Below are 25,826 nucleotides of genomic sequence, written 5' to 3' on the forward strand. Positions count from 1 at the left end.
CTCAGTCTCTTGGTTTGGCTTTCAATAGGTTAAAAATACTGTTTTTGTATAGATTCTCTAAAGTATTTTTTCTATAATTCGCTAAATAAGTTTCTCTATTTTTTTGTGCAATATTTTTAATGTCTTGTTTAGTCAGACCTTTTAACTTCATAAAAACATCTTTAAGGCTGTAAGCGTCATTGATGTCAAACCAAAATTGATTTAAGGTGTTTTTTAGTCTATGTGGCATGGCTCCTACTTTGGTCGAAATTATGAGCCTCCCAGAAGCCATAGCTTCTAACCCTGCAAGTGGACCAGATTCTTTAAAAGAAGGGATTATTATGGCATCCGAGGCTTTTATATATTCTAAGACCTCGTCTTGGCTTTTGTATCCCAAAAGGTTGATATTACTTTCTGTGGTGATTAGGGCTTCTACCTCACTATACAAAGGACCATTACCAACGATAGTTAAGTTGAGACCTTCTCCATGAATTTTAAAATAAGTGACGAGCTCTTTTATGCCCTTCTCTGGCGAGAACCTCCCAACAAACAAGATATTTTTAAAGCTGTTTACGACATCCATCCGCAACATGGGTGCTTCCCTGTAGGTACATTGGTCAATGACTTGATAACTATAGTTTTCTAAAAACGATAATCTTGAAGCATTGGACTCTGAGTGATGAATAAACAATGTTACCTTTTCTAGCCAGTCTTTATGCAGTCTATCCTTTTCCGATATTTTGCTTGAAGTCCTTATAACGACTTGTTTATTAATACCATAAGCATATTCTACAATATCCTTAACATAAGCACTACTGATTTGCGCACAAATAAGTATTACATCAAATTCTTCAACAATTCCTCTTAGCGTTTTAACTGCATAGTTCTTATAACCTAGTTTTTTAGAAAACGTATTTGACACATAATGACTTAAGGGTTTTTTCTCGCCTGATTTTAAGTAACTGAGTTGGGCTAAAACTTTAAATAAAAGATTTTTCTTTAGGAGTATCTCGTCTAAAACTTTGAATTGATAGGGCTCAATAAATTCAAAAATTTGAGAATTTAAAGAACAATTAGTCGTTGATATGACACTGACTTCACAATGATCTTGCTGTAAGGTTTTTGCAATAAAGCCTGTTTCTAGCTCTCGTCCTCCAAAATCACCTATTGGACCGATTATAGCGATCTTATGTCTCATTTCGAAGGTTTAATTAGTCTGACTATTGCAGCCAAAAACGACAATTTTACCGTAGCAACTTTTCTAAAGATTGGCGATTCTTCGATAAGTTTTAAATCTCTAAAACGCTTATGGGTATGTATAAATTTTTCAAAGATATAAGTGTCATTTTCATTATTAAATACTCTAGGAAAATAGTGTTCTAAAACTTGCGTTCGTTCTTTATTCACTTTCTCTAGATTCTCTTTTCTTGAAGAAATGCCATTGGCATCAAAAACTGATATGGTCTCCGAAATCTTTAAATAGCTCTCATTATGACGACCTAATACGTTTAAAAAGAAGGCCCAATCTGACACAATTTTGAAACGCTCATCATATTTTCCGTAAACCTCAAATAATTCTCTTTTAATAAATGTTGAAGGATGGGAAATGGCATTACCTACCAGATATGAAAAGCTTATCTTTTCTGGGTGCTCCCGAAGACGCTTACCATCTTCTTTTTCAAAAATTACGTTTCCTGAAATGATCGACTTATCTGTATCGAAAACTGTCTTTACTTCATTAAGAACGTCATTGTTTTCTAAGGCGTCGCCACTATTTAAGAACAAAAGGTATTTACCCGAAGCCTTATCTATACCCTTATTCATGGCGTTATAAATCCCTGTATCAGGTTCACTCATCCAATCTAAATTCGTATAGGTATATGATTTTATAATATCTATACTATCATCAGTAGAATTACCATCAACAACAATATGCTCAAATTCCTGCCAGGTTTGAGCCTGTACACTATCCATGGTCTTTTTTAGACCATTGGCATCATTATAGTTGATTGTTATTATGGATAAAAGCTTAGTCAAATCTTGTTTATTGTTTTTCTTTTCTTAGCCACAAGTTACCACCAGTATTTTTATAAGCTAATGGCATATCGGTATATACGTCTTTATGATGCATATGCAAGTAATGCGCAAATACTTGAATACTGTAATCCTTGTTATTCATTAGAAATGCTCTCAACAGATAATTCTCGTTCCAGTTATAGCCTTTAAAAACCCAATTCTTTGGATATTCGAACGGATAGAAAATATCGTGAAAGTGTATATAAACACCTTCATTTAAAACAGGAAGCACTTCAAAAAGCAAGTAATTTAGATCACTACCACATTTCGAAACATGCGTACTATCTATAAATAAAATATCATTTTCTTTTAGCGATTTAAAGTACTCTAAATCTACATCCTGAACTCTACTTTTGAGTATAGAAACATTCTCTTTATCTCCCTGATTAATAAGCATTTCTAAACGTTCAGTATAAGGTTCAATGAAATTAAAACCAATATTAGAATCAAAGAATAAATCATTGACATCTAACATTAATGCTGAAGAATAACCAGAACCCACTTCTATGACTCTATTTGGTTTTAAATGTCTCAGCATTCCATATAAGACAATACCATCTGTGTATAAATAATATGGGTTATTAAAATGATATCTTAAGTTGTCTTCAAGATCATCCTTAAAAGGGATTTCAGAATAATACTTATTAATTTCTGCCAACAACTTCTTCTGAGTTTCTGTGTTTAAGTCTATCGCATCTATACCATCTGTTTCTATTCCTTTCCAGATTCTGCTTTGATCATTTCTTACCTCTTCTAAATTTGGAATGACGGAATAAAAATGACCTGGCAAAAAATGCGCATTATCGCGGTAAAGCTTATCGCGTTGATACAGTCCTCTTACATATGGTAATTTATTAACTATTCTTTTTATAAAATCCATTAGCAGCTATCTTTAATGGCTTCATTGTAAACGTCAATGTACTTATTTACAATCAGTTTTGAATTATACTTAGCTATCGCATCATTTCTTATCTCCTCAGCACTCCACTTAACACCTTCTTCTAAAAACTTCTTTATTCCATCTTTTAAGCCTTCAGCATCATGTTTTTTTATTAAAATACCATTATAGCCATCCTCAATAATTTCTGGAATTCCACCAACATCAAAACCTATTACTGGTGTACCAGAAAGGCAAGATTCTATTGCCGTATTTGGCAAATTATCCATTAGAGAGGGCAATATAAAGACATCTACTGCATTATAGATTTTATTCATCTCCTCTTCTTCTTTTATAATCCCTAATGAATTGATTCCTAATGCATCAAAATCGACATTATTTGAATCTCCAACTGCATATAAACTAATTTGGTCATTTTCTAAAGACTCAAAAGCTTTTACAAGTATTTTTATTCCTTTTCTGCTGTTATTTAAAGATTGAGATACAAATAGTAATTTAATCCCATCATGCGTTATATCATAATCCTTTTGGGACGCCTTCTTGTTTAAGATTTTAAAAGATTCACTCTCTATAGTATTAGGCACATGATAGCATGGAAATTTATTAAACACTTGACTATTTTCTGCTACCCTTTTCAACCAGTTAGAAGGCGAAATCAACATTAAATTATTAACCTGTCTAAAAATATTCAATTTTTTCTCAATTATCTCATCAAATACTTTAAGCTCAAGGTTATTATGAACTCTCGATTTTGGCATACCTCCGTCGTCTATACCATCATAAATCTCATTGTAATGTTCTCCTCCTAAAAATGGACTCATATCGTGCAATGTCCAAACAACCGGCTTTTTATTTTTTTTGAAAAAAGAATCATAGTCTAAAAACTGTGCTACCCAATGCAAATTAATTACGTCTGCCTCTTTATATAATTCGCTTTGGGTTATATCATACTCAGAATAAGGGAAGGAAAAGTATTCTAAATGTACTGACCGATTGCTTCTAAATAATCGCTCTTTCTCTTTTTTCTTCTTTTTTTTAAAGTCGAACTTATTTATAATTCTTTTTAAAATACTATTTAATCCACTTGGGGCTGTTTTAAACTTGAAGATGTTATCATTAACTTGATCGTCCGAGCGATGCAAAACCAGTAATTTGCTCGAATACCCATGATTAAGCAGTGCATTGTGAAGTCTTATACAAGCATTAGCCGCACCTCCTTTATCATAAGTATTTACGATTAGTATGTTCATACTTTACTTTTTTCCATAGATACATAATCCTGACGAAAGTCCTAATGACTGTAGAAGTATTCTAAAAAGAAGATTAAAATATTCTAGCGTCAATTTGATCCCAGTTTTTAGCTTGAATTTTAGAAATGCCTTTATTACATCTGAAAATTTCGGCGCTGGGATATTTGGCCAATAAATTGGATGACCAAGCCTGTAATGGTCTTTAATAAATGGCTTAATGCCGTTTTTTTTCAGCAGATTAGAGAGGTTATTCATTCTAAAGGCAAACAGATGTCTTGGCGGGTCCAATGCAAATGGTCTTACGGAGAGTAGCTTATAAAACGAAATGTCTTTAAAATTTTCACCGTATAATTTTAAGTAAAAATCCTTAACACCTTTTTTAAATAATATTTCGATTCCTGCATTATTATCAGTCTCAATAATAAATACACCATCATCTTTTAATAGTGACGAAATATTTTTAATTACTTCATTAGGTTCGGTAACGTGCTCAATAACATGTCTAAAAAAGACGATATCATACTTATCAGTATTGCTCGAGAAAAATTCATTCAAATCTTGTTGAATTATAGTATCTAATTGTAGTTTACTTTGAGCAAAATCTACCGATACAGCGTCTTTTTCAACTAAAATTGGAGACATTCCATACTCTGAAGCCGCTTTAGAATAATAACCTAATCCACCACCTAAATCGAGAAAAGTTTTGCCTTTACTTTTTTCACCGATCCAATTCAATCGCTTTAAATAACCTTTGACAGATTTTAATGCACGATTCATTTGCACTTCATTAAAAGAAAGTGCTTTTTCTTGATACATTCCTGTATAAAAAGCATTTAGCTCTTCAGACGAAGGCTGTGGATGTACAAAAGCCGTTTTGCATTTTGGGCATCTATATATAGAGTTGTCTGTTTTTTTGTTTTCTAAAAGAAATTTAGGAGTAATATCATGTTCGCATACCTTACAAATCACACCATCAAAAATTAATTGGTTAAACTTTCTACAGCTATTAAACTTTCTAGCTTATTATTATCTTTTAAATAGGCATATATTTTACCTCCCATTGTATAATCTATGGCCAAAAAATCTGTATTTAATGTATGAGCAAAAAGCACGGAATGGAATCTCATACAAATATTGAATTCTGATTTTTTCATGGCTTCTATAATAGAGTCAACAGTCGATAATTTTTTATTCATAGTAACTCTTTCATCATCGGAAAAATAAGTCTCTATGAAATATCTGGAAAAGTCTCTATCATCATTTCCCATTACAAAATTATGCATGTGATGAAATTCTATTCTTTCAACATTTAGCCTTTGAGCTTCTTGCTTTATTAATTTAGCTATACCTAGTTCAAGACGTTTCTTCTTATCTTGAAATACATCTTCATCGCCATCAAAATACTGATATGTCCAGTCACGTAAAAAGCAGGATAACACCTTTTCTTTAGTCACATTAATTTGATTATCTCTAGCCTTTACATATAGTTTTGCAGGGTCGCCAAACAATTCGGCTTCTGCTTTAAAATTATATGCATTGTACTTTGAAAGACTATCCTTGTCTCTTAGTTTTACATCGTCACTAATGGACAAAATTTGTTCGACTACAGCTGAGTACCTCTGATGCTTTAATGGTCCTATGCCACAACCAAATACAGTTGTTTTTTTACCATTGGCTTTAGCTATTTTAAACCCTAAGTAAGGCACGTACAATGCTTCTAAATCCATCAGTGGCCCACCTCCCATAACAGTTTCGTCAGCACTTTTAGCATATCGCAATAAATCAAGATTTTTAGTCGATACCACTTTTGCTTCAAGATTTAATTCCTCACATGTTCTTTCTGTAATAAATGGATATAAGCTTCCTATAATAAATTCTACTTTATTGTTATACTTTTCGTTATAATCTGAAACTATTCCACCTAAAATAGCCTTATCTCCTACAGTTTCTGTACCATACCAACCCATAATAAATACTGTATATCGATTAGAATCTGTTTCCCCTTTTTTAAGGAATTTGGCTGTTAAATGTGCCCTTTTTACGTGTTTTATGTTTAAAATTTTGGTGTTGAATAACTCTGCTATTTCACTTCTACGCTCATTATAAGTTATAGGAGCATGATAGTCGTGTATACAATCATTACAATGCTCTTTGATAATACGCTCTTTTTCCTGAAAATTTTTCTTATAAATATCTAAGGCAGATGATTCTACGCCATTACCAATTTCTTTAGACTTGGGTGCGCAATAACTTATTTGTCCTTTAGAGCCTAAAACTATACCATCGTTATGGTATGGACATCCTATAAGTCTATTTCCTCCTTGGAGCATATTTTGAATGCTAGAATATGTCCTCTTGAACGTTTTGTTCTTTTCGTAAGTTACTTTTAGTTTTTCAAAAAACAATAACAGGTTATAAGTTTCATCAGCGTCAAAATTTCTTATGACTTTTCCTCTGTTATGATTATATAATCTATTAATCGTTTCTGCTATTCGAAAACGACCATACATATTATTCTTCTTAGCATAGTAGAGAAGGTCATCGGCATCCCACGCATTTATTTTCGATATTGTACAGCCAAAAGATGTTGGTATTTTTAATTCGTCTTCTAAATATTTAAATACTTTTATCGCTGTTTCGAAATTGCCCTTTACACCCCTTACTTGGTCGTGTACTTTACCTACACCATCAATAGATACCATAGCTGCAAAATGAACTTGTTTTTCATCACAAATAGCCTTTATTTTTTTTATTCTATCTAGTACATCATGGTCTTCTATCGCATTAGTAATAATGCTTAATCCTCTGATAGTAGGTACTGCTTCAATTATGGCACTGTAAATTTCTGGTAAGTCTTCACGTAAGGTGGGTTCGCCTCCTGTAACACCAACATACTTTAATTCTGAAAACAAGGGATCACGTAATACTGTTTCTAGCTGTTGTGGTGTAATTTCTAGTTCTTCCTTTTGTTTCCAAATATTGCACATGGTGCATTTAGAATTGCAACTGTCAATAATATTAAGATTTAGAACACTCGGCTTTGCATTAATATCGAGCGCTTTTTTCTGCCTTAATCGATATAAGTCTTTTCCTAGCCTATATATTGTTTTTAAAATCTTTAAAAAGTTCATAATCTTCTAAAACCTTATTCTTGTAATTGTTTCATTAATTAGGCAAAATGCTTCTCTCATTATAATTTTATAAAGCTTTTTTTTCAAAGGCATCAAACCCCGAGTATGGATCGGCATTATAAATTTCGAACTTACGATTTTTCTCTTTTATCTGTAGTGACTCATAGAGTTTGTATGTATAATAGAATCTGTAAAGACGTTCTTTAGGTTGTCTTCGCGTAAATGCAGGTGCTTCATCTATAAGACCATCTTGTTTTAAATATAATTCTAAAGATGGTTTATTATGGTCATAAAAATGAAAATAGCCACCTGTATTTTGCCAGTCATGGTCTATACCAAGCAAGTTCAACTCCTCTAAACCTATATAATAACCTAGCTGAATGGCAACCATTGCAACCGTTGTCGGCGATATTATTTTTTTAGTAAAATCGATTGGAAAATCACCCCCATAGGCATATCGGTATAGTTTTCTAGATTTAAAAATTGATTTTGCTACCTCATAATCCTTTTCTTCTACCAGCACCACCGTTCTAGGCGGTAGGCGCTCTTCTGCTCTAGCAAACCATTTCTTAAGTACTTTTTCGGTTATTGGCGGATGTGACGCCGCAAAAATGTGAACTTGAGGGTTTATGGTTTCTATATCTGGGTGTTCATGAAAATTCCCCATCGATATCATAACTGCCTCCTTATCTAGCTTATTAAAATCAATCTTATTTATAGATGGTGCAGAACCTAAGATATAGGCTTTGTTGTACGGATCGAATATCTCCTTGAGTTTCTCATTTTCAGGAAATAATACATCCTTGTTTAACAGGACTTTTATTCTTGATTTTATTGCTTTAATAATTCTCATTTATTGATCATTTGCCATTTTTAATAGGCAGCAGGCTATCTTTATACAAAATACTCAACATGTCATGGCGCAACATCATGAACTCCCTAAAACCGTTTTAATCCATTTATTTACTTTTGATTTTAGTCTATAACTCAGTTTGGGGTGTTTTGGTTCTTCCTTTGCAGGTTTCATATTGCTAAGCTCCTTCGTTAGTAATACGATTACTTCTACATAACTTTTGTCTTTTGATTCTCTTGAAGAAAAATCTTGCGCCTTTAACTCGGTGAAATTATCGATATCAAAATCGTGAAAATAACTTTTAAATAATTTTTCATTATCCGCTTTAAAATAACCCTTCAAAAAAGTTTCTTCTTCTTTGCTTAGAAGCTCATATTTTGAAAAAACGCTTCTGCTTAAATGCTTTTGCATTAAAGTTCGTAAGACTTTGCTTTCCGCATTGTTGAGATAAGGATTACAAGCCTTCGCTATTTCGGCAGCATTTTTATTATATCCTTGATTGTGAGTTTCTAGTTTAAGGTGCTTTAGCACTTCTATGTCAGAAAAATTTCCAAAATAATTAATCAGGTTAGATTGGCCTAAAATTTTTGTATCATAAGGTATTGGACGTATATTTTCAGAACCAAAAACGGACTCATAGGCTTCTAAAAAATTACACCACTTTATGTGTGACAGTTGGTCTTTATCAAGAAAACTCTGTATATCTATGTCTTCTCCTTGATGCAAATATTGCGTATAAATTGATTGTACAAACTGCTCTTGATGACGTAGTACCGCAAAGATCTTTTTAACATCAAAGCTCGATAATCCTTCATATAGTACATGAGCCACTTGGGAAACATTAGAATACAATGATTTAGGATTACCAGATAGGTACTCACAGCAAATAATGTATTTATTGATATCGTCTTCTATTCTCGAGTCTATAAATGACTTTAAGTTTTCTGCAATACTTTTGTCATGATGCTCAAGCATCATAATTTTTTGTGCTTCCTCAAAATTGTACAGATCAATGTACTTTACGGACTCTTTTCTTAATAAATTGAGGTTTTTTGATAAGGTTCTTTGAATACTGGTAGTCCCTGTTTTATGTGTTCCAATGTGTATAAAGATTTCCTTTTTCATGCTTTCACCCAATTTAACTTTGGAATAATCAGAGCTCTTCTGACTTGAGCATTCTTATAAAAACCGATCTCATTGATTTTAAAGTTAAGGCAATCAATTCTTTGAACATTTTGATGCTTGCTTTTGTCATAGAAAAACAGCCTCACCTTATAATCTCCTTTGTTTAGAAAATTTCCGTTAATATTAACTTTGAACATGTTAGTACCCTCATCGATTGCAAAATTATTAACGTCTGAAAAAGATGAACTTAAAATAACGACGTTATTAGAATTGACTAGAGCAAAAGATAAATCAAAGGCATTAGTTCCGCCTTTTTGTTTTAATACCTCAAAGCTTAAAGTTATAGTTTCATTAAACTTAAAATTGGATGTTGATTCGCCGTCTTTGTTTGAAAGGACGACGCGCTTCACATAGCAGTTTTCATCTAAATCGTCTTCCTCGAAAATAGATCTAAACTCAAGGTTATTACTCAAATAATAATCGATAACATCATTGATTTCTCCTGTATATTCGATTAAACCATCATTAAGCAAAATTCCTCTTTCGCAAAGTCGTGCCATAGATTCCATGTTATGGCTCACAAAAAGTACGGTTCTTCCATCACTAGAAGATATATCTTGCATTTTACCAATCGCTTTCTTTTGAAATTCAGCGTCACCTACCGCCAATACTTCATCGACAACTAATATATCGGGCTCCAAAAATGCGGCAACTGCAAAGGCTAAACGCACACGCATCCCTGAGCTGTAGCGCTTTACCGGAGTATCTATATAACGCTCACAACCAGAAAATTCAATAATTTCTTGCTCTTTAGCTTTTATCTCTGCTTTGGTCATCCCTAAGATAGCCCCATTAAGATAGATGTTTTCTTTTCCCGTTAGCTCAGGATGAAATCCTGTACCTACTTCTAACAAGGACGCAATGCGGCCTCTGGTTTTTATCTCTCCAGTCGTTGGACTGGTGACTCGCGATAATATTTTTAGTAATGTAGACTTGCCTGCGCCGTTTTTACCAATGATGCCTAAAACCTCACCTTGCTTCACCTCAAAACTAATATCTTTAATGGCCCAAACGTACGCACTCTCTGCAGCTTCAGCTCTATTATTGGTATCCCCTATTTTTAAATAAGGATCTTCCTTACCTCTCAATTTATAGAACCACCGCTTGAGATCATGACTAAGCGTACCAGTCCCCACGATACCCAGACGGTACAGTTTGCTTATATTTTCGACCTTTAAAATTATATCTGACATAGATCTAAACGGTATCTATAAATGATTTTTCAGTTCTATTAAAAATGATAAGTCCTATCAAAAATATCAGGATACTTATGAATAAGGTATATAAAAAAAGGTTAAGGTTAAAATTCCCTATATCTAATAGCATATGCCTAAAGCCCTCGACTATCTGCGTTACAGGGTTATACTCAACAATTTTAGCGACTAAGGACGGAAACTTCACTCTAGCCTCGGACATCGGATAAGGCACAGCAGAGAGGTACATTAACAACTGTACCGCAAAGCTCAGCAAAACGGTTAAGTCTCTGTACTTTGTAGTTAAGGACGAGAAAATCATTCCTAAACCCAAGCCTAACATCCCCATGATAATAACATAGACTGGAAATAAGGCTAAATACATGTTTATCCCAAAATCAAACCCCGATAACTTGTAATAGACAAAAAAGGCAAAAAATATCAGCAACTGAATGCTAAACTTAAGCAAGTTGGATACCGTTATGGACATCGGTAAAATAACTCTGGGAAAATAGACTTTTCCGAAAATACTTTGATTTTTAGTAAATGTGTTTGAGGTATTGTTTAGGCAATCCTTAAAATAATTCCAAGCTGTGATTCCAGCTAAATTAAATAAAAACGGTGGCACCCCACCAGTTTTTATATCACCAAGGTTATTAAAAACCAAAGTGAAAATTACAGAGGTAAACAAGGGTTGTATGAGGTACCAAATTGGACCGAGAATAGTTTGCTTATAAAGTGTTACAATATCGCGTTTTACAAACAATAGCAACAAGTCCCTATAGCGCCAAATTTCCTTAAAATTGAAGTCGATGAATTTTCTCTTAGCAGAGATGGTATAAAGCCATTCATCTTCCTTATAATTCGACAATTTAACGTGTTTTTTGGTCACGCTAATATACTATTTATTCGGAATTCAGTAAATAATGCTATAAGTATTTACCAACAACTTAATTGAAGTAATCCCATGTAACTTTTAAGCCTTCACGCACAGTATATTGGGGTTTATAGCCTAAAAGTTGCTCTGCTTTTGAGATGTCGGCCAAAGAATCCCTGACATCCCCTTGCCGTGCCGGTCCATAAACAGCCTCTAAATCAGAATCCGCGGCGGCTCTTAAAGCGTCCCATAAATAGTTGACCGATATACGTTCACCACAAGCGACATTAAAAACTTCATTAGCGGCTTCTTTAGATGCAAAGAACCCTCTTATATTGGCTTGAACGGCATTATCAACAAAGGTAAAATCTCTGGTTTGCTCTCCATCGCCATTAATTTTTGACGGTTTATTGTCTTTTAAGGCCTGCATAAATAAAGGAATGACAGCAGCATAAGCACCGTTTGGACTTTGCTTTGGACCAAAAACATTAAAATAGCGCAAACCTATGACATCCGTATTATAGGTCTTACCAAATACATCCGCATAAAGCTCATTGACATATTTTGTAACCGCATAAGGAGATAATGGTTTACCTATAGTATCTTCTACTTTAGGCAAGGTCTTGCTATCACCATAAGTAGAGCTCGATGCCGCATATACCATACGTTTTACCGTTGGGCTATCCTTTAGTGCAATCAGCATATTTAAAAAACCTGAGATATTGACTTCATTTGATGTTGCTGGATCATTTATTGAACGTGGCACAGAACCTAAAGCCGCTTGATGAGATACAAAGTCGATACCATCCATCGCTTCTTTGCAAGTCGTTAGATCTCTAATATCTCCTTCAACTAATTCAAAAGAAGGATGGGCCATGAATTCTGTTAAGTTTTCGCGATAGCCATTAGAAAAATTATCTAAAACCCTCACTTTCTTAGCGCCATACTTTAATAGGTATTCTACAATATTAGAACCTATAAAACCTCCGCCGCCGGTAATTAGAAAACTTAATTGCGATAAGTCTTCTGTATGATATTGATTTGAGTACATCTTTTTGTTTTGGGATTAAAACTATAAACGTGCGTCTACTACGTCTAACGGTAATAATGACTTTACATCAAAAACGACACACTTATCTGATTTTAGGTTATCAATAGATACGTCTAAAAATTCTTTGTGAGATACTGCTAATATAATGGCATCGTAATTAGACTTTAGTTCGTCAGTAGATGATAATAAATCCAGTCCATATTCATGTTTTACCTCTTCCTGAGACGCCCAAGGGTCGTATACATCGACGTTAACATGGTAGGTCTGAAGTTCTTCTATAATATCAATAACTCTAGAATTTCTAATATCCGGACAATTTTCCTTAAAGGTAATTCCTAGTACAAGTGCATTAGATCCCTTAATGGTAGCACCTTTATTAATCATCATTTTAACCGTCTCGGTAGCAACATAACCACCCATACTATCATTCATTTTACGACCCGCCAAAATAATTTCTGGGTCATAGCCAGACTCAATAGCTTTTTGTGCTAAATAATAAGGATCAACTCCAATACAATGACCGCCAACCAGTCCCGGAGAAAACTTTAGAAAGTTCCACTTGGTCCCTGCAGCCTCTAATACGGCCTTAGTGTCAATATCTAGAAGTCTAAAAATCTTTGACAATTCGTTTACGAAAGCAATATTAATATCGCGTTGCGAATTCTCAATAACCTTCGCAGCTTCAGCTACCTTAATTGACGGTGCCAAATGCGTTCCGGCAGTAATAACCTTTTTGTAAAGCTGATCGATTCGTTCTGCAATCTCTGGTGTCGATCCAGATGTTACTTTTAATATTTTGGTAACCGTATGCTTTTTATCTCCCGGATTAATACGTTCTGGAGAATAACCGGCATAAAAATCTTTGTTAAATGTGAGACCAGAGACTTTTTCTAAAACTGGAATACAAATGTCTTCTGTAGCACCAGGATATACGGTAGATTCATAAACAACGATATCTTCGTGCTTTAACACCTTCCCAACCGTCTCACTTGCTTTAATCAATGGTGTAAATACAGGTCTCTTAAGTTCATCCGTTGGCGTTGGGACCGTTATAATATATATGTTAGTAGCTGATAAGGCCTCAAGGTCATCCGTAATATAAAGTCCTTTATCAGCACTTAAATCTTTAGTTAAAACAGATTTAAGATGATCATTGTCAACTTCTAGTGTTTTGTCCACACCAGAATTTAACTCATTGATTCGTTGCTTATTAATATCGAAACCTACAACAAAGAATTGCTTGGCAAATTCTACGGCAAGGGGTAAACCGACATAACCTAAACCTATAATTGCAATTTTATCTTTAGTGTGTGTCATTTGTTTAAAATTGATTGTATAATAAGCCTCAAATCTAAATAAAAACTATAATTTCGAACATAGTTCTTGTTAATTTTCACTTTATCTACCCAAATAATCGTTCTGTTGTAATGCTCTGGGTCTTTTTGCCGTTCTAATTCGCGTTCTTCATCCTTATATTTCAAGGTTGCTTCGCCAGTTATACCAGGTTTAACCAATAAAATTATACGATCTTCCCCTTCTAATTCATCGGCAAAACCCTGAACATCAGGCCTAGGACCAACAAAACTCATATCACCTAACAATACGTTAAACAGTTGGGGAAGCTCGTCCAATTTGGTTCGTCTAAGGTATTTCCCTAAGGTTGTTGCACTTTTTTCTAAATGACCAAGCTCATGGATGCCTTCTTTTAGAGTCCTTATTTTATAAATTCTAAACAGTTTTGCATGTTGACCAACACGCCATTGTGAAAATACACCATACCTCTTGGTATCAATTGATGCGCATAAGATTAAAACTAAAATGGGAATAATCAGAATAGGCAGCAAAACTACAACCAAAACAACATCAAAAAAACGTTTTATTGCAAGCTGTCTTTTAGTAATCAAATTCTAAATAAATTATAGTCTCTTAAAGAAGTTTTTAACCTTCTTAGAAAAGCTTTGGTCGTTCTTTTCGTGATAGGCACTTCCATACACTCCATAACCGTAACCGTAGCCATAACCGTAACCATAGCCGTAATTATGGTTGTTCTTATGTCTATAAAAGTTAAGAACAAAATTGACATTCTTAAGTTCTCCGGACTTATACTTTGCATTAACGAGCTGTAACATTCCTTTTTTAGTATAATCTAGCCTTACCATAAATATAGTGGTGTCGGCATATTGTACCAACTCTAATGCATCAGTAACTAAACCTAAGGGTGGTGTATCTAAAATAATAATATCATACTGATCCTTAAGTGTGGCAATAAGTTCTTTTAACTTATTTCCCATTAAAAGCTCTGATGGGTTTGGTGGAATTGGACCGGATGTAATTAAATCTAGATTATCAATATGTGTATGGGTTATAATTTCATTTAATTCGTTATCGTCAATCAGATAATTGACGATACCCTTATCGTTTGTTATATTGAAATCACCAAAAATTTTCGGTTTCCGAAGATCGAGTCCCAATAGAATGGTCTTTTTACCAGATATTGCGTAAACCGTAGCTATATTAATTGATGTAAATGTTTTGCCCTCTCCACTCACAGAAGATGTAATCATTATTGTATTGGCCCTTTTGGTAGAAGGATTATTTTTAAATATGAATTGTAAACTAGACCTTACAGCTCTAAACGATTCGGCAACCGCTGATTTTGGTTTTTCATAGGCCACTAAATTATTCTTATAACGATATTTACCTATAAGACCTAAAATAGGAATGTTAGAGATCTTCACTACCTCATCAGAACCATGGATAGTATTATCAAACAAATAGGTAACAAATATCAAGAACATTGGGGCAAAAAAACCAATCATCAAAGCCATCATATAGTTCAATGATTTTTTTGGTCCGATTGGCGGATCACCAATGTCCTTGGCTTCATCTATGACTATAATATCAGAAACGTTTGCTGCCTTAACTATAGCCGCTTCCCCTCTTTTGGCCTGATAAATATTATAGGCTTCCCTACTTAAATCTAGCTTTCTCTGAATCTTTAAAAATTCCTGTTGATCTTTTGGCAAACCGATAAGCTCAGATTCCAGACTAGCAATCTTTCTATTAACGGTATTTAGTTGTATTCCTATAGTCTGTTTAGTTATATCAATAGCCTCTAGTAATACGCTTTTTTCGGTGTCAATTCGCCTATCTAATTCGTCAAAGAGTATAGAGCCCTCTTTGGTCGAATATTCCAAATTTCGGCGCTCAACAGATAAGGCAATAATCCTGCTAACACTAGATAGTATATTGGCTTCTTCAATACCTACTGAAGATGGTGCTGCAATTTGACTATAATCGGTTTTTGTTCTTAAATAATTCTCGAGTGTATTAAGATAATTGAGCTTAGATTGCTCTGCCAATTTTTCGGTATCATAGCCTTTTAATTGTTCAGATTTCTGAATGATTTCCTGTTCAACATCAAATACTTTGTTAGACTTTCTAAAGTCATTCATCTCATCAGTAACAGCTTTTAAATCAGCATTAACAGCACTTAGACTACTATCAATAAACTTAATGGTATTGGTTGCATATAGATTTTTGCGTTCTAATTCTGTCCTGCTTAATATTGCGGAAGTAGCGTTCAAAAAATCTACTATTTTAGACTTGTTCTTACCGATAAGAGATAATTTCAAAACTGAAGCGGCATCTCTAGAGGTTGGATCAATTTTAATATCTTTCTTGTACCTATTAACTACGGAATCGAAATTTAAATATTTAATAAAATAGCTCTTCCCAACAGGAATATTTGCTCTAGGTCTAAGGCTTATTTTTCCATTAAAAAAAGATAAGTTAACGACTTCACCAAATCTATACGTCTCTCTAAACTCACCTATGTTTACGTTAGTAACTATTTTCTGTTTTGAATCATAAAATTGACATTGTACTCTATCTACTTCAAACTCATGAAACAATTCGTAAGAATTATTGTCAATGATTTTAATTCCTATCGCTTTCCCTAAAACCTGAGGCTTGCTCCTGTCCGTTTCTACAATGAATGGGGCATTTTTATAGATATCTATGAGATGATATTTTCCTTCTTCTAAGTATTGAATATAGAATTCAAGAGAATCCACAACGAGTTCATTATGACTCCTTGTTTTTATCTCAGTCAAAACACTTCCAACCTTTGCTGACACACCTCCCCAATTAAACGATATGCTCGTGTTGGCTGTAAAAAAAGGATTTTGATCGTTATTAACTGTAATCAGGGAGTCCAGACGATAGATATTTTGCTTTCTTACGTTGATAAAATAAGCTACAACCAAAGCAACACCAATGCACAATAATATCAGTTTCCAGAGATTGAGTACTTTAAATAAATAGCCTTTAAAATCAAAGCCTAAGCCTTGTGACTCTCCTGCATCGTTATCTTCGTAGTTTGAATAATCCATTTTATAACCTTGTGAATATTAAAATTGAAGATGTCACTAACGATAATATGGTAGCTATTGTCGCCAAACTAGACACAGCGGTTTCTCCCGTTCCAATTGATTTTTGCTTAAGAGGTTTTACGTAAATGATATCATTGGGCTGAATGTAATAGTAAGGTGATTTCATGACGCTGATATCTGTTAAATCCAAATGATGTATTTTTTGTCCTTGGGGGTATTGCCTTATAATCAAAACATCTTTTCTATTACCTGTAATTGGGATTTCACCAGCATTCGCGATAGCTTCAAAAATATTGACACGTTCCTTAAACAAGGTAATCGTCCCAGGCTTGGCAATTTCGCCATTGGCCGTATATCTCAATCCCGCTAATTTTACGGTAACAAATATGTTCGCAGTTTCCTTAAATTGTTCCTCTAATAACTTATCTTCAATTGTTCGTTCTATTTCAGAGGCAGTATACCCCAATACATTAAAACGACCTAAAGTTGGTATTCTTATATTACCATGGATATCTACGGTAAAGCCATCAAAATAAGCACGCTCTGCGCTACTTGCATTGAGGTTTCCTTCTCCAATCGGATTAAAAATCTGAACATTATCCTGATCCAATACTTTAATTCTAATATTTAAAATATCGTCGATCTGAACACGATAGGGTTTTTGAATTTCGGATAGGTTATTTGGAATGGTGTCATTAAGTGCGTTTTCCTTGTTTTGAAGGTAAACCGTGTCTTTATGAGGAATACATGATGAAATAAAAACACAACCCAGAACAATGATCAAAAGCTTAAGGCGCTTCATAAGTAAAATAGATGTTTACAGACAAATATAATGTATCAACTGCAATAACAAAACTATTAGGTTTCTTTTTGGTTTATTTCGTTCTTTGTAAAAAAATAGCGTGAATTATCTAAACGTAGAACATATTTCGAAGTCTTATGGAGAGCTCGTACTCTTCCAAAATTTGTCCTTTAGCATCCATAAAGATCAAAAGATCGCTTTTATAGCAAAAAACGGAAGTGGAAAAACCTCAATACTAAATATTTTATCTGGAAAAGATGCTCCCGACGAAGGACAAATCGTTATGAGAAAAGGCATACGTTTAGCCTTCCTGGATCAAGAACCCAACCTAGATAGCAAACTTACCATTGAGGAAACTATTTTTGCTTCGGACATCCCTATTTTAAAGACGATTGCAGCTTACGAAAATGCTTTAAAACATCCTGAAGATACCGAAGCATACCAGCTGGCTTTTGATGCTATGGATAGAAATAACGCTTGGGAATTTGAAACACAGTACCAACAAATATTATCCCAATTAAAGCTAGAGGATTTATCCATGCGCGTCGCTACACTTTCAGGTGGACAAAAAAAGCGATTAGCCCTTGCACAAGCACTACTGAGCAAACCCGATATTTTAATTTTAGACGAGCCTACCAACCATCTCGATCTAGAAATGATTGAATGGCTAGAAGATTATTTTACCAAAACTCAGCAAACACTGTTTATGGTAACGCACGACCGTTATTTTTTAGAACGTGTTTGTAATGAAATTATAGAACTAGATCAGGGCCAACTATATACCTACAAAGGAAATTACTCGTATTATCTAGAGAAGAAAGAGGCGCGAATTGAAAACGAAGCGACGGAAGTTGCTAAAGCTAAACAGTTATTTAAGAAAGAATTGGATTGGATGCGTCGTCAGCCGAAGGCAAGAACCACAAAATCCAAAAGTAGAATTGATGACTTTTTTGAAATAAAGAAAAAAGCCCATCAAAGACGCAAAGACCATCAGGTACAGTTAGAAATTAATATGGAGCGCCTCGGTAGTAAAATCATAGAGTTCCATAATGTGTCTAAAGCCTTTAAAGACAAAAAAATACTGGATGGTTTTGATTATACCTTCAAAAAAGGAGAACGCATTGGTATTATAGGTAAGAATGGTACAGGAAAGTCCACATTTTTAAACTTACTAACCGGAAGTATGCTACCTAATGGTGGTAAAATCGTCATTGGTGAAACTGTAAAAATAGGCTACTACACGCAAGGCGGTATCAGTGTAAAGTCCGATCAAAAAGTTATCGATGTCATAAGAGCTTATGGCGACTATATTCCATTGGCAAAGGGTCGACAAATAAGTGCCCAACAATTACTGGAGCGTTTCTTATTCGATAGAAAAAAACAATATGATTTTGTAGAAAAATTGAGCGGGGGCGAACAAAAACGTCTTTATTTATGTACGGTTTTAATTCAAAATCCCAATGTTTTAATCTTGGATGAGCCAACCAACGATTTGGATATTGTCACTTTAAACGTTCTAGAAAGTTTTTTAATGGATTTTCCCGGAGTACTTTTGGTCGTTTCTCACGACCGTTATTTTATGGATAAAATTGTGGATCATTTATTTGTATTTAGAGGCCATGGCCTTATTGATGATTTCCCAGGTAATTATTCCGACTTTAGAGCCTATGACAGTAGCCAACCCAAACCGACTAAGGCTCTAGAAAATGCGGATGCTAACAAAGCCATAAAACAAAATGAAGCCAGTAAATTATCATATAACGAACAAAAGGAGTACAACAACTTAGAATCTAAAATTCGCGCTTTAGAACTCGATAAAAAGGCCTTGGAAGCCAAGTTCAACAATACCAACTTATCACAAGACGAGATCAATCAACTATCAGAAGAACTCCAAAGTATTATAGACACTATTGAAGAAAAAGAACTGCGTTGGTTTGAATTAGCCGAGAAGCTAGAAGCCAATAGCCAATAGCCAATAGCCAATAGCCAATATAGTGTATCAAATTAAATCCTACATAAGATTCCTATTCAGTTCAACCAATCACCATGGTGTGCACTCCCCATTTGTATATGACTTTGTTACCAAATGTCTTTATGATAAAAACCAGTATTCTGATTATAGCAAACTTTCAGCCTACAGAAACACACTACTCAGAAATGGAGACATCATCGTAGTTGAAGATTTTGGTTCGGGCTCACGAAAGTTTAAATCCAATAAAAGATCAACTTCGCAAATGGCACGTACGTCTAGTACACCACTTAAACGTGCAAAACTATTCTACCGACTTTCTAAATACTTTAAACCAAAAAACACATTGGAATTAGGAACATCGTTAGGAGTCGCTTCGCATGCTCTTGCTATAGGTCATTCAGATAATCAGATTGTAAGTATTGAAGGTTGTCCAAACACCTCACTATATGCAAAAACCCAGCTATCAAAATATGAAAATATCAATATAATAACAGGAGCATTTGAGAACATCATTCCCAGGCTAAAGGAAGACTGTTTTGATATCATTTTTTTCGATGGTAATCACAACAAAGACGCTACCATAGCGTATTTCGAAGCTTTATTGCCCAAAGCAAATAATCACTCTATTTTTGTTTTTGATGACATTTATTGGTCAAAAGGGATGACTGAAGCTTGGGCATATATAAAGGCACATACATCTGTTACAGTAACGGTCGATACCTTCCATTTGGGCTTCGTATTTTTTAGAAAAGAACAAGCAAAGCAACATTTTAAAATTAGACTGTAACAAGCTTGCAACTTTAACGTCTTATTGGGGAAACTGATTTTTAAATTCTTTTATCTTGCAAAGAATTTGAGCAACCAACACCATTCAATTATGAGTGACAATGTCATTGAGATTAGAGGTATCATTAGAGATTTTAAATTAGGACAAGAAATTGTTCATGTATTAAAAGGGATAGATTTAGATATTAAACGCGGTGAATATGTCGCCATTATGGGACCTTCTGGTTCGGGAAAATCAACCCTAATGAACTTATTAGGTTGCTTGGATACACCAACTGCCGGCATCTATCGGCTTAATGGCAAAGATGTGAGTCAGATGTCCGATGACGAACTGGCTGATATAAGAAATACTGAAATCGGATTCGTTTTTCAAACTTTTAATTTACTACCGAGAACTACAGCACTAGAAAATGTGGCTTTGCCTATGGTATACGCTGGACAGTCCAAAAAAGCCAGGGTGGATCGGGCTTCTGAAGTACTAACTGATGTGGGTCTAGCGGACCGTATGGATCATAAACCTAATCAATTATCTGGTGGGCAACGACAACGTGTAGCCGTTGGTCGTGCTTTGGTAAATAGGCCTTCAATTATCCTAGCAGATGAACCAACGGGTAACTTAGATTCTAAAACCTCGTTGGAAATTATGCAGTTATTCGATGAAATTCATGCCAAAGGCAACACGGTAATCATGGTTACACACGAGGAAGACATCGCAGCTCATGCCAAGCGTGTGATTCGATTAATGGATGGTATGATTGAGAGTGATACCTACAATGATTAGCGATTGGTAAAATTACCATTAGGAAACTTGAGAGCCGTTTTTGATTTGGCTTTCAGGATGCAATAAAAACACATCATTGTCCTTTACGGCTCCCATAACTAAACACTCACTCATAAAATTTGCAATCTGTTTTTTGGGAAAGTTAACAACCGCTACAATCTGTCTTTGAATGAGGTCTTCTTTCTTGTATTGTGTTGTAATCTGTGCTGATGATCTTTTTATACCTAAATCCCCAAAATCAATGGTGAGTTGATATGCGGGCTTTCTGGCATTCGGAAAATCATTTACCTCGAGAATAGTGCCTACGCGTAAATCAACCTTTGTAAAGTCTTCAAATGTTATTATATTATCCATGCTTTAAAATTATATAAAACTTATTAAAATAATGGCCTTAACACCATCAAATATGTTGCCTTTGGGCACTACAGCTCCCGATTTTAACTTGATTGATACCAAAGACGACCAAGTCAAATCCCTAAATAACTTAAAGGGAGATACAGGAACATTAGTGATGTTTATCTGTAACCACTGCCCTTTCGTCATTCATGTGAATGAACAGTTGGTTCATTTAGCAAATGATTATAAGTCCAAAGGTATTCATTGCATCGCCATTTCGAGCAATGATATTGTGAATTATCCGCAAGATGCCCCGGATAAAATGAAAGCACATGCCAAAACCAATCACTATCCCTTTCCATACTTATACGACGAAACCCAAGACATCGCCAAAGCCTATGACGCTGCATGTACTCCCGATTTCTTTTTATTTGACAAAGATTTAAAACTGGTTTATGCTGGGCAACTCGATGATTCAAGACCTGGAAATGGTATCCCTGTAACTGGTAAAGACTTAAGAGCTGCCATGGATGCTCTGGTTAACAATGAAGCGATTAGCCCTAAACAAAAACCAAGTATGGGTTGCAATATTAAGTGGAAATGAATTTAAAACTAGAAACCAAGCGTCTTTTCCTAAGACCTATAGCCAAAACTGATGCGCAAGATTTTTTTGATATGGATTCTAATCCTAAGGTGCATCTCTTTTTGGGAAATAATCCGGTGACCTCTATTGCACAATCAAAATCAAAAATTGAAGAAGTCTTACAGCAATACAAGGATTACGGAGTGGGTCGATTGGCTATAATTAAAAAAGATTCGGGAGAATTTGTCGGATGGTCTGGTTTAAAGTTTGAACGCGAATTGCGCAAAACATTTGATTATTACGATTTAGGCTATAGACTCAAAGAAGAGTTTTGGGGACATGGTTATGCTACAGAAGCAGCTATAGCTTCTCTGGATTATGGTTTTAAAGATCTAAAGTTAAAGGAAATTTGTGCCGCGGCCCAAATTGATCATATCGCCTCAAACACCATTCTAAAAAAAATAGGTATGCAACCCTCAGGAACTTTTGAGTACGAAGGTGACTTATGTAATTGGTATACCTTAAAAAATGAAACTTTATAATACAACAAAACCCCTTTCTAACAAGGGGTTCTGTCATCAATCAAAATTTATCTAAACCAATAGTTACCGTTATAGTTTAGTCTTGTCGTAATTTAAAGTTTATAGGAATACTGTAAGGCACACCAACGGCTCTATTACGCTGTTTTCCTGGTGCCATTTTAGGCAATAGACTAATAATACGTTCTGCTTCGGTCTCTAACAATTTGTCAGGTCCTCTACTTTTAATTTTAGAAACTGTACCTGTTTTATCAATGATGAAGTATACAAATACTCTTCCTTGAATGTCAAGCTCTGCCGCAGCATCTGGATATCTAAAGTGCTTTTGTAAGTGCTCATTCATTTTTTGTTGGAAACAAGCTCTTAACTCCTCGTTCGTACCAGTACATCCTGGGAATTGAGGCACACGTTCAATCACAGCAAAAGGTACTTCTATATCTTCCTCGACCTCCTCAACCTCAACCTCTTCTACAGAAACAACGCGTTCTTCTATAACATCGTCTTGCCCTATCTCAGTACTTTCAATAAAAGTTTCTTCCACTTCCTCTACATCTTCAACTATAGTAATAGCTTGAGTGACCACTTGCTTTGGCGGAGGTGGTGGTGGAATATTAATTGTCGTAATTGGAATATCCTCTTCTAATTGTTCTGTCAACATTAAGATATCAATCTTAGCCGCTTCTGTTTCGTAAGTCTTATGTTCTAATCCTAAGTATGTAAGGAGTAACATTACGTTTAAGCCAACAGCAAAATATATACTACTGTTTCGACCTACATTGGCTCTTGGGTTCTTCTTGAGTTCCATGACGTTTAATTTTATACCTTAAAGTTACCCATCATTAAGCATAAAACTTATGACAAAAGTCATGTTTGCCCTAAAGCACCTATTTTGACTCCTACAAATTATCCAATTGATTGTCTTGACCATCTTCACTAATTGTCCAAAAGAAGCCTACAAAAAAGAACTGGTCGGTGGCTGGGCGAAAGGCCATACGATCAAACTGACCATTCATATCTGGAGTATTTGAATATTGATAACCATTAATATTCCTAAACCCAAGAACGTTGTTTACCGAAAAATACAATATCTTCTGTTGGTCAATGAGATACGCCCAGTTTAAACTAATTCTATTAAATGATTTGGTGCGCTCCGCAAGAAATTCGTCTGTGTTGGGATTGTTGTACGGACGGCCAGAGGCAAATGTATAATCGATACCCAATTGACTTTTCCAATCTTCGATCCAGTATTTACCAACTATTGAAAAATTGTGATTTGAAGCAAAGTTTGGCTGTGCAGCTTCACGAAAATTCTGATGGTTCCGCTCGGTATCTAAATAGGAATAGCTTATCCAGTAATCCAGATTTTTAATACTCGTATTATCGCGCCAAAATAAATCCACACCTTGTGCATATCCATCTCCGCTCGTGTTAAAGTTGGTATTGATATTATTATTGAAGCCATTATTCAAATTTGTGAATTCGCTATCAAATTTCACCAAATTGTCATAATCTTTCCTGTAGGCTTCTGCTCTAAAAATTCTGCCATCATTAACATATTGATAATTGAGAATGTATTGTGTCGTCTTTTGAGCCTCAAGATCTTGTTCAAATCTTAGAATAGTATTACTGGGGTTTTGAAAAAAGTTACCATAGGCTAAAGAAAACTGGCCATTTTTGGAACTTTTGTATGCCAAAGCAGCCCTTGGTCCTACTTCCATCGTGCTGAAAATTGAGCTATAATCAGCTCGGATTCCTGTCTTTAACGCTAACTTTTTAGAGAAAATAACATCAGCTTCAGCGAATCCTGCAGTAATATTATTATCAAAACCATAGGACACATTAAAACTATCATCCTGAAAACTTTCATTGTAACCCGTAACAAATTGTTCTACACCAAGACTCAGTTTAAAACGGCTACTAAAGCGTTTTTTTAACCTTAATTTGAAGTGTGCCGAGTTCTCAAAACTGTTAATATCAGCAGTTTCAATACCACTTATTGTATTATCGTGTGTAAAACTCAAACCTGTACGGATAGACCAACTATCACCAAGTGCACCAGTGTAGGATGAGTTGAGATAAAAATTTCTATTGTTTAAGCTGAAATTTAATCCGTCTTCAAAGTTAATATCCTCTTGGGTCAATCTAAAGTTCGTAAAGTCAAAAGCTGAATAAAACTTAAAAAGGCCACTGTCAAGCTTTTGCCTAAACACCATTTCTCCCTGTGCCGCTTGAAATGGCTCTTGAAAGGCATTCCGATTGTCAAAAATTTCAAAATAAGGTGACAAATTGATATATGATGCATTAAAGCTCAAAGAGGACTTTTCCCATTTTTGGGTATTGCCCAAAGTGGCGCCAACACTCATGATCCCTATATCTGTTTTCTCTTGGTCGGGTTCGTCAATGGTACTTAATAACAGGACACTTGAAAGTGCCTGACCATATTCTGCAGAATATCCACCAGTGGAAAAGGTAATGCCATCAAATAAAAATGGGGAATAACGACCACGTGCAGGAAGGTTATTAGTCGTCGGAGTAAATGGTGTAAACACACGAATGCCATCGATAAAAATCTGGGTCTCATTGGCATCGCCTCCACGTACAAATAAACGACCATCTTCAGCATTGTTTGACGTTCCGGGAAGGGTCTGCAAAGCACCCACAAAATCCCCAAGTGCACTAGCAGTTGTTACCACGTCCAAAGGTTTTAAAACGGATACTTTACTATTATCGCTGGCTTCAAAAGTCCCTGCAGTCAAAACAACGGCATCTAAAGATTCTACGTCTTCACGCAACTTTATTTGAAGACCTGATAATTTACCGACATCATCAAAGATGGTCTTGGTCTCAAAAGATAAAAATGAAATAACCAGTGCTTGTGTCCCCTCTTCCTCGGTAGTAAACAAAAAATCGCCTTCCGCATTTGTTGTAGCACCGTCATAAGTGCCCTCTAAATAAACGTTGGCACCTTCAATAGGCTGGTTTTTGTTATCCAAGACTTTACCTGAAATAGTTGTCTGGCCATATACGACAGTGGATACTATAAAGATTATTATTTTGATTAGTGCTTTACTGAGTGTGTACTTACTAAATGTAACATGTTTGTGAGTCTTCGATTTCATTTCCTTGTTGGTAATAATTGT

Annotated in this window: 23 protein-coding genes; 5 read left to right on the forward strand and 18 right to left on the reverse strand. The window is 34.9% G+C overall.

All coding sequences use genetic code 11. From position 1 onward, the window contains the following. Window position 1 precedes the first annotated feature (1 nt). From ACO052_RS17735 to ACO052_RS17805, 15 genes are all read right to left on the reverse strand, one after another. Window positions 2-1,177, reverse strand: a complete 1,176-nt coding sequence (locus tag ACO052_RS17735; RefSeq protein WP_422105124.1) for a glycosyltransferase — start codon at window positions 1,175-1,177, stop codon at window positions 2-4. Further along, complete coding sequence (locus tag ACO052_RS17740; protein WP_422105125.1) at window positions 1,174-2,016, reverse strand: glycosyltransferase family 2 protein; 843 nt, start codon at window positions 2,014-2,016, stop codon at window positions 1,174-1,176. Before ACO052_RS17740 ends, ACO052_RS17735 begins: the two co-directional genes overlap by 4 nt. 7 nt (window positions 2,017-2,023) lie before the next feature. After that, the gene (locus ACO052_RS17745) at window positions 2,024-2,935 is read right to left on the reverse strand and encodes a class I SAM-dependent methyltransferase (RefSeq protein WP_422105126.1); all 912 of its coding nucleotides are present in this window, start codon (window positions 2,933-2,935) and stop codon (window positions 2,024-2,026) included. After that, entirely contained in the window at window positions 2,935-4,203 is a 1,269-nt protein-coding gene (locus tag ACO052_RS17750; protein ID WP_422105127.1) for a glycosyltransferase, read from the reverse strand. The genes ACO052_RS17745 and ACO052_RS17750 overlap by 1 nt, the downstream gene beginning before the upstream one ends. A gap of 3 nt (window positions 4,204-4,206) precedes the next feature. After that, the gene (locus ACO052_RS17755; RefSeq protein ID WP_422105128.1) at window positions 4,207-5,172 is read right to left on the reverse strand and encodes a methyltransferase domain-containing protein; all 966 of its coding nucleotides are present in this window, start codon (window positions 5,170-5,172) and stop codon (window positions 4,207-4,209) included. A gap of 11 nt (window positions 5,173-5,183) precedes the next feature. Beyond that, a complete protein-coding gene (locus ACO052_RS17760; RefSeq protein WP_422105129.1) occupies window positions 5,184-7,334 on the reverse strand; it encodes a polysaccharide pyruvyl transferase family protein in 2,151 nt (716 codons plus the stop codon). A gap of 67 nt (window positions 7,335-7,401) precedes the next feature. After that, window positions 7,402-8,187, reverse strand: coding sequence for a hypothetical protein (locus tag ACO052_RS17765; protein WP_422105130.1), 786 nt, complete (start codon window positions 8,185-8,187; stop codon window positions 7,402-7,404). Window positions 8,188-8,262: 75 nt separating this feature from the next. Next, window positions 8,263-9,312 carry a hypothetical protein gene (locus ACO052_RS17770; RefSeq protein ID WP_422105131.1) on the reverse strand — a complete coding sequence of 350 codons (1,050 nt, stop codon included), beginning with the start codon at window positions 9,310-9,312 and terminating at the stop codon, window positions 8,263-8,265. Further along, window positions 9,309-10,565, reverse strand: coding sequence for a polysaccharide ABC transporter ATP-binding protein (locus ACO052_RS17775; protein WP_422105132.1), 1,257 nt, complete (start codon window positions 10,563-10,565; stop codon window positions 9,309-9,311). Before ACO052_RS17775 ends, ACO052_RS17770 begins: the two co-directional genes overlap by 4 nt. A gap of 4 nt (window positions 10,566-10,569) precedes the next feature. Next, window positions 10,570-11,436 (reverse strand): ABC transporter permease, encoded by an 867-nt coding sequence (locus ACO052_RS17780; protein WP_422105133.1) that lies wholly within the window; start codon window positions 11,434-11,436, stop codon window positions 10,570-10,572. A 79-nt stretch (window positions 11,437-11,515) separates the two neighbouring features. Next, window positions 11,516-12,493 carry an SDR family oxidoreductase gene (locus tag ACO052_RS17785; protein WP_422105134.1) on the reverse strand — a complete coding sequence of 326 codons (978 nt, stop codon included), beginning with the start codon at window positions 12,491-12,493 and terminating at the stop codon, window positions 11,516-11,518. Window positions 12,494-12,514: 21 nt separating this feature from the next. After that, window positions 12,515-13,810 carry a nucleotide sugar dehydrogenase gene (locus ACO052_RS17790; RefSeq protein WP_422105135.1) on the reverse strand — a complete coding sequence of 432 codons (1,296 nt, stop codon included), beginning with the start codon at window positions 13,808-13,810 and terminating at the stop codon, window positions 12,515-12,517. Then, on the reverse strand, window positions 13,807-14,397 hold the full coding sequence (locus ACO052_RS17795; protein WP_422105136.1) for a sugar transferase: 591 nt from the start codon (window positions 14,395-14,397) through the stop codon (window positions 13,807-13,809). Before ACO052_RS17795 ends, ACO052_RS17790 begins: the two co-directional genes overlap by 4 nt. 12 nt (window positions 14,398-14,409) lie before the next feature. After that, window positions 14,410-16,887, reverse strand: coding sequence for a polysaccharide biosynthesis tyrosine autokinase (locus ACO052_RS17800; protein WP_422105137.1), 2,478 nt, complete (start codon window positions 16,885-16,887; stop codon window positions 14,410-14,412). Window position 16,888: 1 nt separating this feature from the next. Further along, a complete protein-coding gene (locus ACO052_RS17805; RefSeq protein ID WP_422105138.1) occupies window positions 16,889-17,689 on the reverse strand; it encodes a polysaccharide biosynthesis/export family protein in 801 nt (266 codons plus the stop codon). Between the two features lie 100 nt (window positions 17,690-17,789). Between ACO052_RS17805 and ACO052_RS17810 the strand changes: the two genes are divergently transcribed. From ACO052_RS17810 to ACO052_RS17820, 3 genes are all read left to right on the forward strand, one after another. Next, window positions 17,790-19,661 (forward strand): ABC-F family ATP-binding cassette domain-containing protein, encoded by a 1,872-nt coding sequence (locus ACO052_RS17810; RefSeq protein ID WP_422105139.1) that lies wholly within the window; start codon window positions 17,790-17,792, stop codon window positions 19,659-19,661. A 79-nt stretch (window positions 19,662-19,740) separates the two neighbouring features. Beyond that, window positions 19,741-20,448, forward strand: coding sequence for an O-methyltransferase (locus ACO052_RS17815; RefSeq protein ID WP_422105140.1), 708 nt, complete (start codon window positions 19,741-19,743; stop codon window positions 20,446-20,448). A gap of 90 nt (window positions 20,449-20,538) precedes the next feature. Next, on the forward strand, window positions 20,539-21,228 hold the full coding sequence (locus tag ACO052_RS17820) for an ABC transporter ATP-binding protein (RefSeq protein ID WP_422105141.1): 690 nt from the start codon (window positions 20,539-20,541) through the stop codon (window positions 21,226-21,228). An 18-nt stretch (window positions 21,229-21,246) separates the two neighbouring features. Here ACO052_RS17820 and ACO052_RS17825 read toward each other — a convergent pair whose 3' ends face one another. After that, a complete protein-coding gene (locus ACO052_RS17825) occupies window positions 21,247-21,582 on the reverse strand; it encodes a tRNA-binding protein (RefSeq protein ID WP_422105142.1) in 336 nt (111 codons plus the stop codon). A 31-nt stretch (window positions 21,583-21,613) separates the two neighbouring features. On the opposite strand from ACO052_RS17825, the gene ACO052_RS17830 reads away from it, so the two are divergent. Both ACO052_RS17830 and ACO052_RS17835 read left to right on the forward strand, forming a co-directional pair. Continuing rightward, the gene (locus ACO052_RS17830) at window positions 21,614-22,168 is read left to right on the forward strand and encodes a thioredoxin family protein (RefSeq protein ID WP_422105143.1); all 555 of its coding nucleotides are present in this window, start codon (window positions 21,614-21,616) and stop codon (window positions 22,166-22,168) included. Next, window positions 22,165-22,689 (forward strand): GNAT family N-acetyltransferase, encoded by a 525-nt coding sequence (locus ACO052_RS17835; protein WP_422105144.1) that lies wholly within the window; start codon window positions 22,165-22,167, stop codon window positions 22,687-22,689. Before ACO052_RS17830 ends, ACO052_RS17835 begins: the two co-directional genes overlap by 4 nt. A gap of 76 nt (window positions 22,690-22,765) precedes the next feature. Here the strand turns inward: ACO052_RS17835 and ACO052_RS17840 are convergent, their stop codons facing one another. Next, window positions 22,766-23,491, reverse strand: coding sequence for an energy transducer TonB (locus ACO052_RS17840; protein ID WP_422105145.1), 726 nt, complete (start codon window positions 23,489-23,491; stop codon window positions 22,766-22,768). Window positions 23,492-23,582: 91 nt separating this feature from the next. Then, window positions 23,583-25,805 (reverse strand): TonB-dependent receptor, encoded by a 2,223-nt coding sequence (locus ACO052_RS17845; protein ID WP_422105146.1) that lies wholly within the window; start codon window positions 25,803-25,805, stop codon window positions 23,583-23,585. Between the last annotated feature and the right edge of the window lie 21 nt (window positions 25,806-25,826).

The sequence above is a fragment of the Winogradskyella sp. genome (assembly GCF_965228925.1).
Lineage (GTDB): Bacteria > Bacteroidota > Bacteroidia > Flavobacteriales > Flavobacteriaceae > Winogradskyella.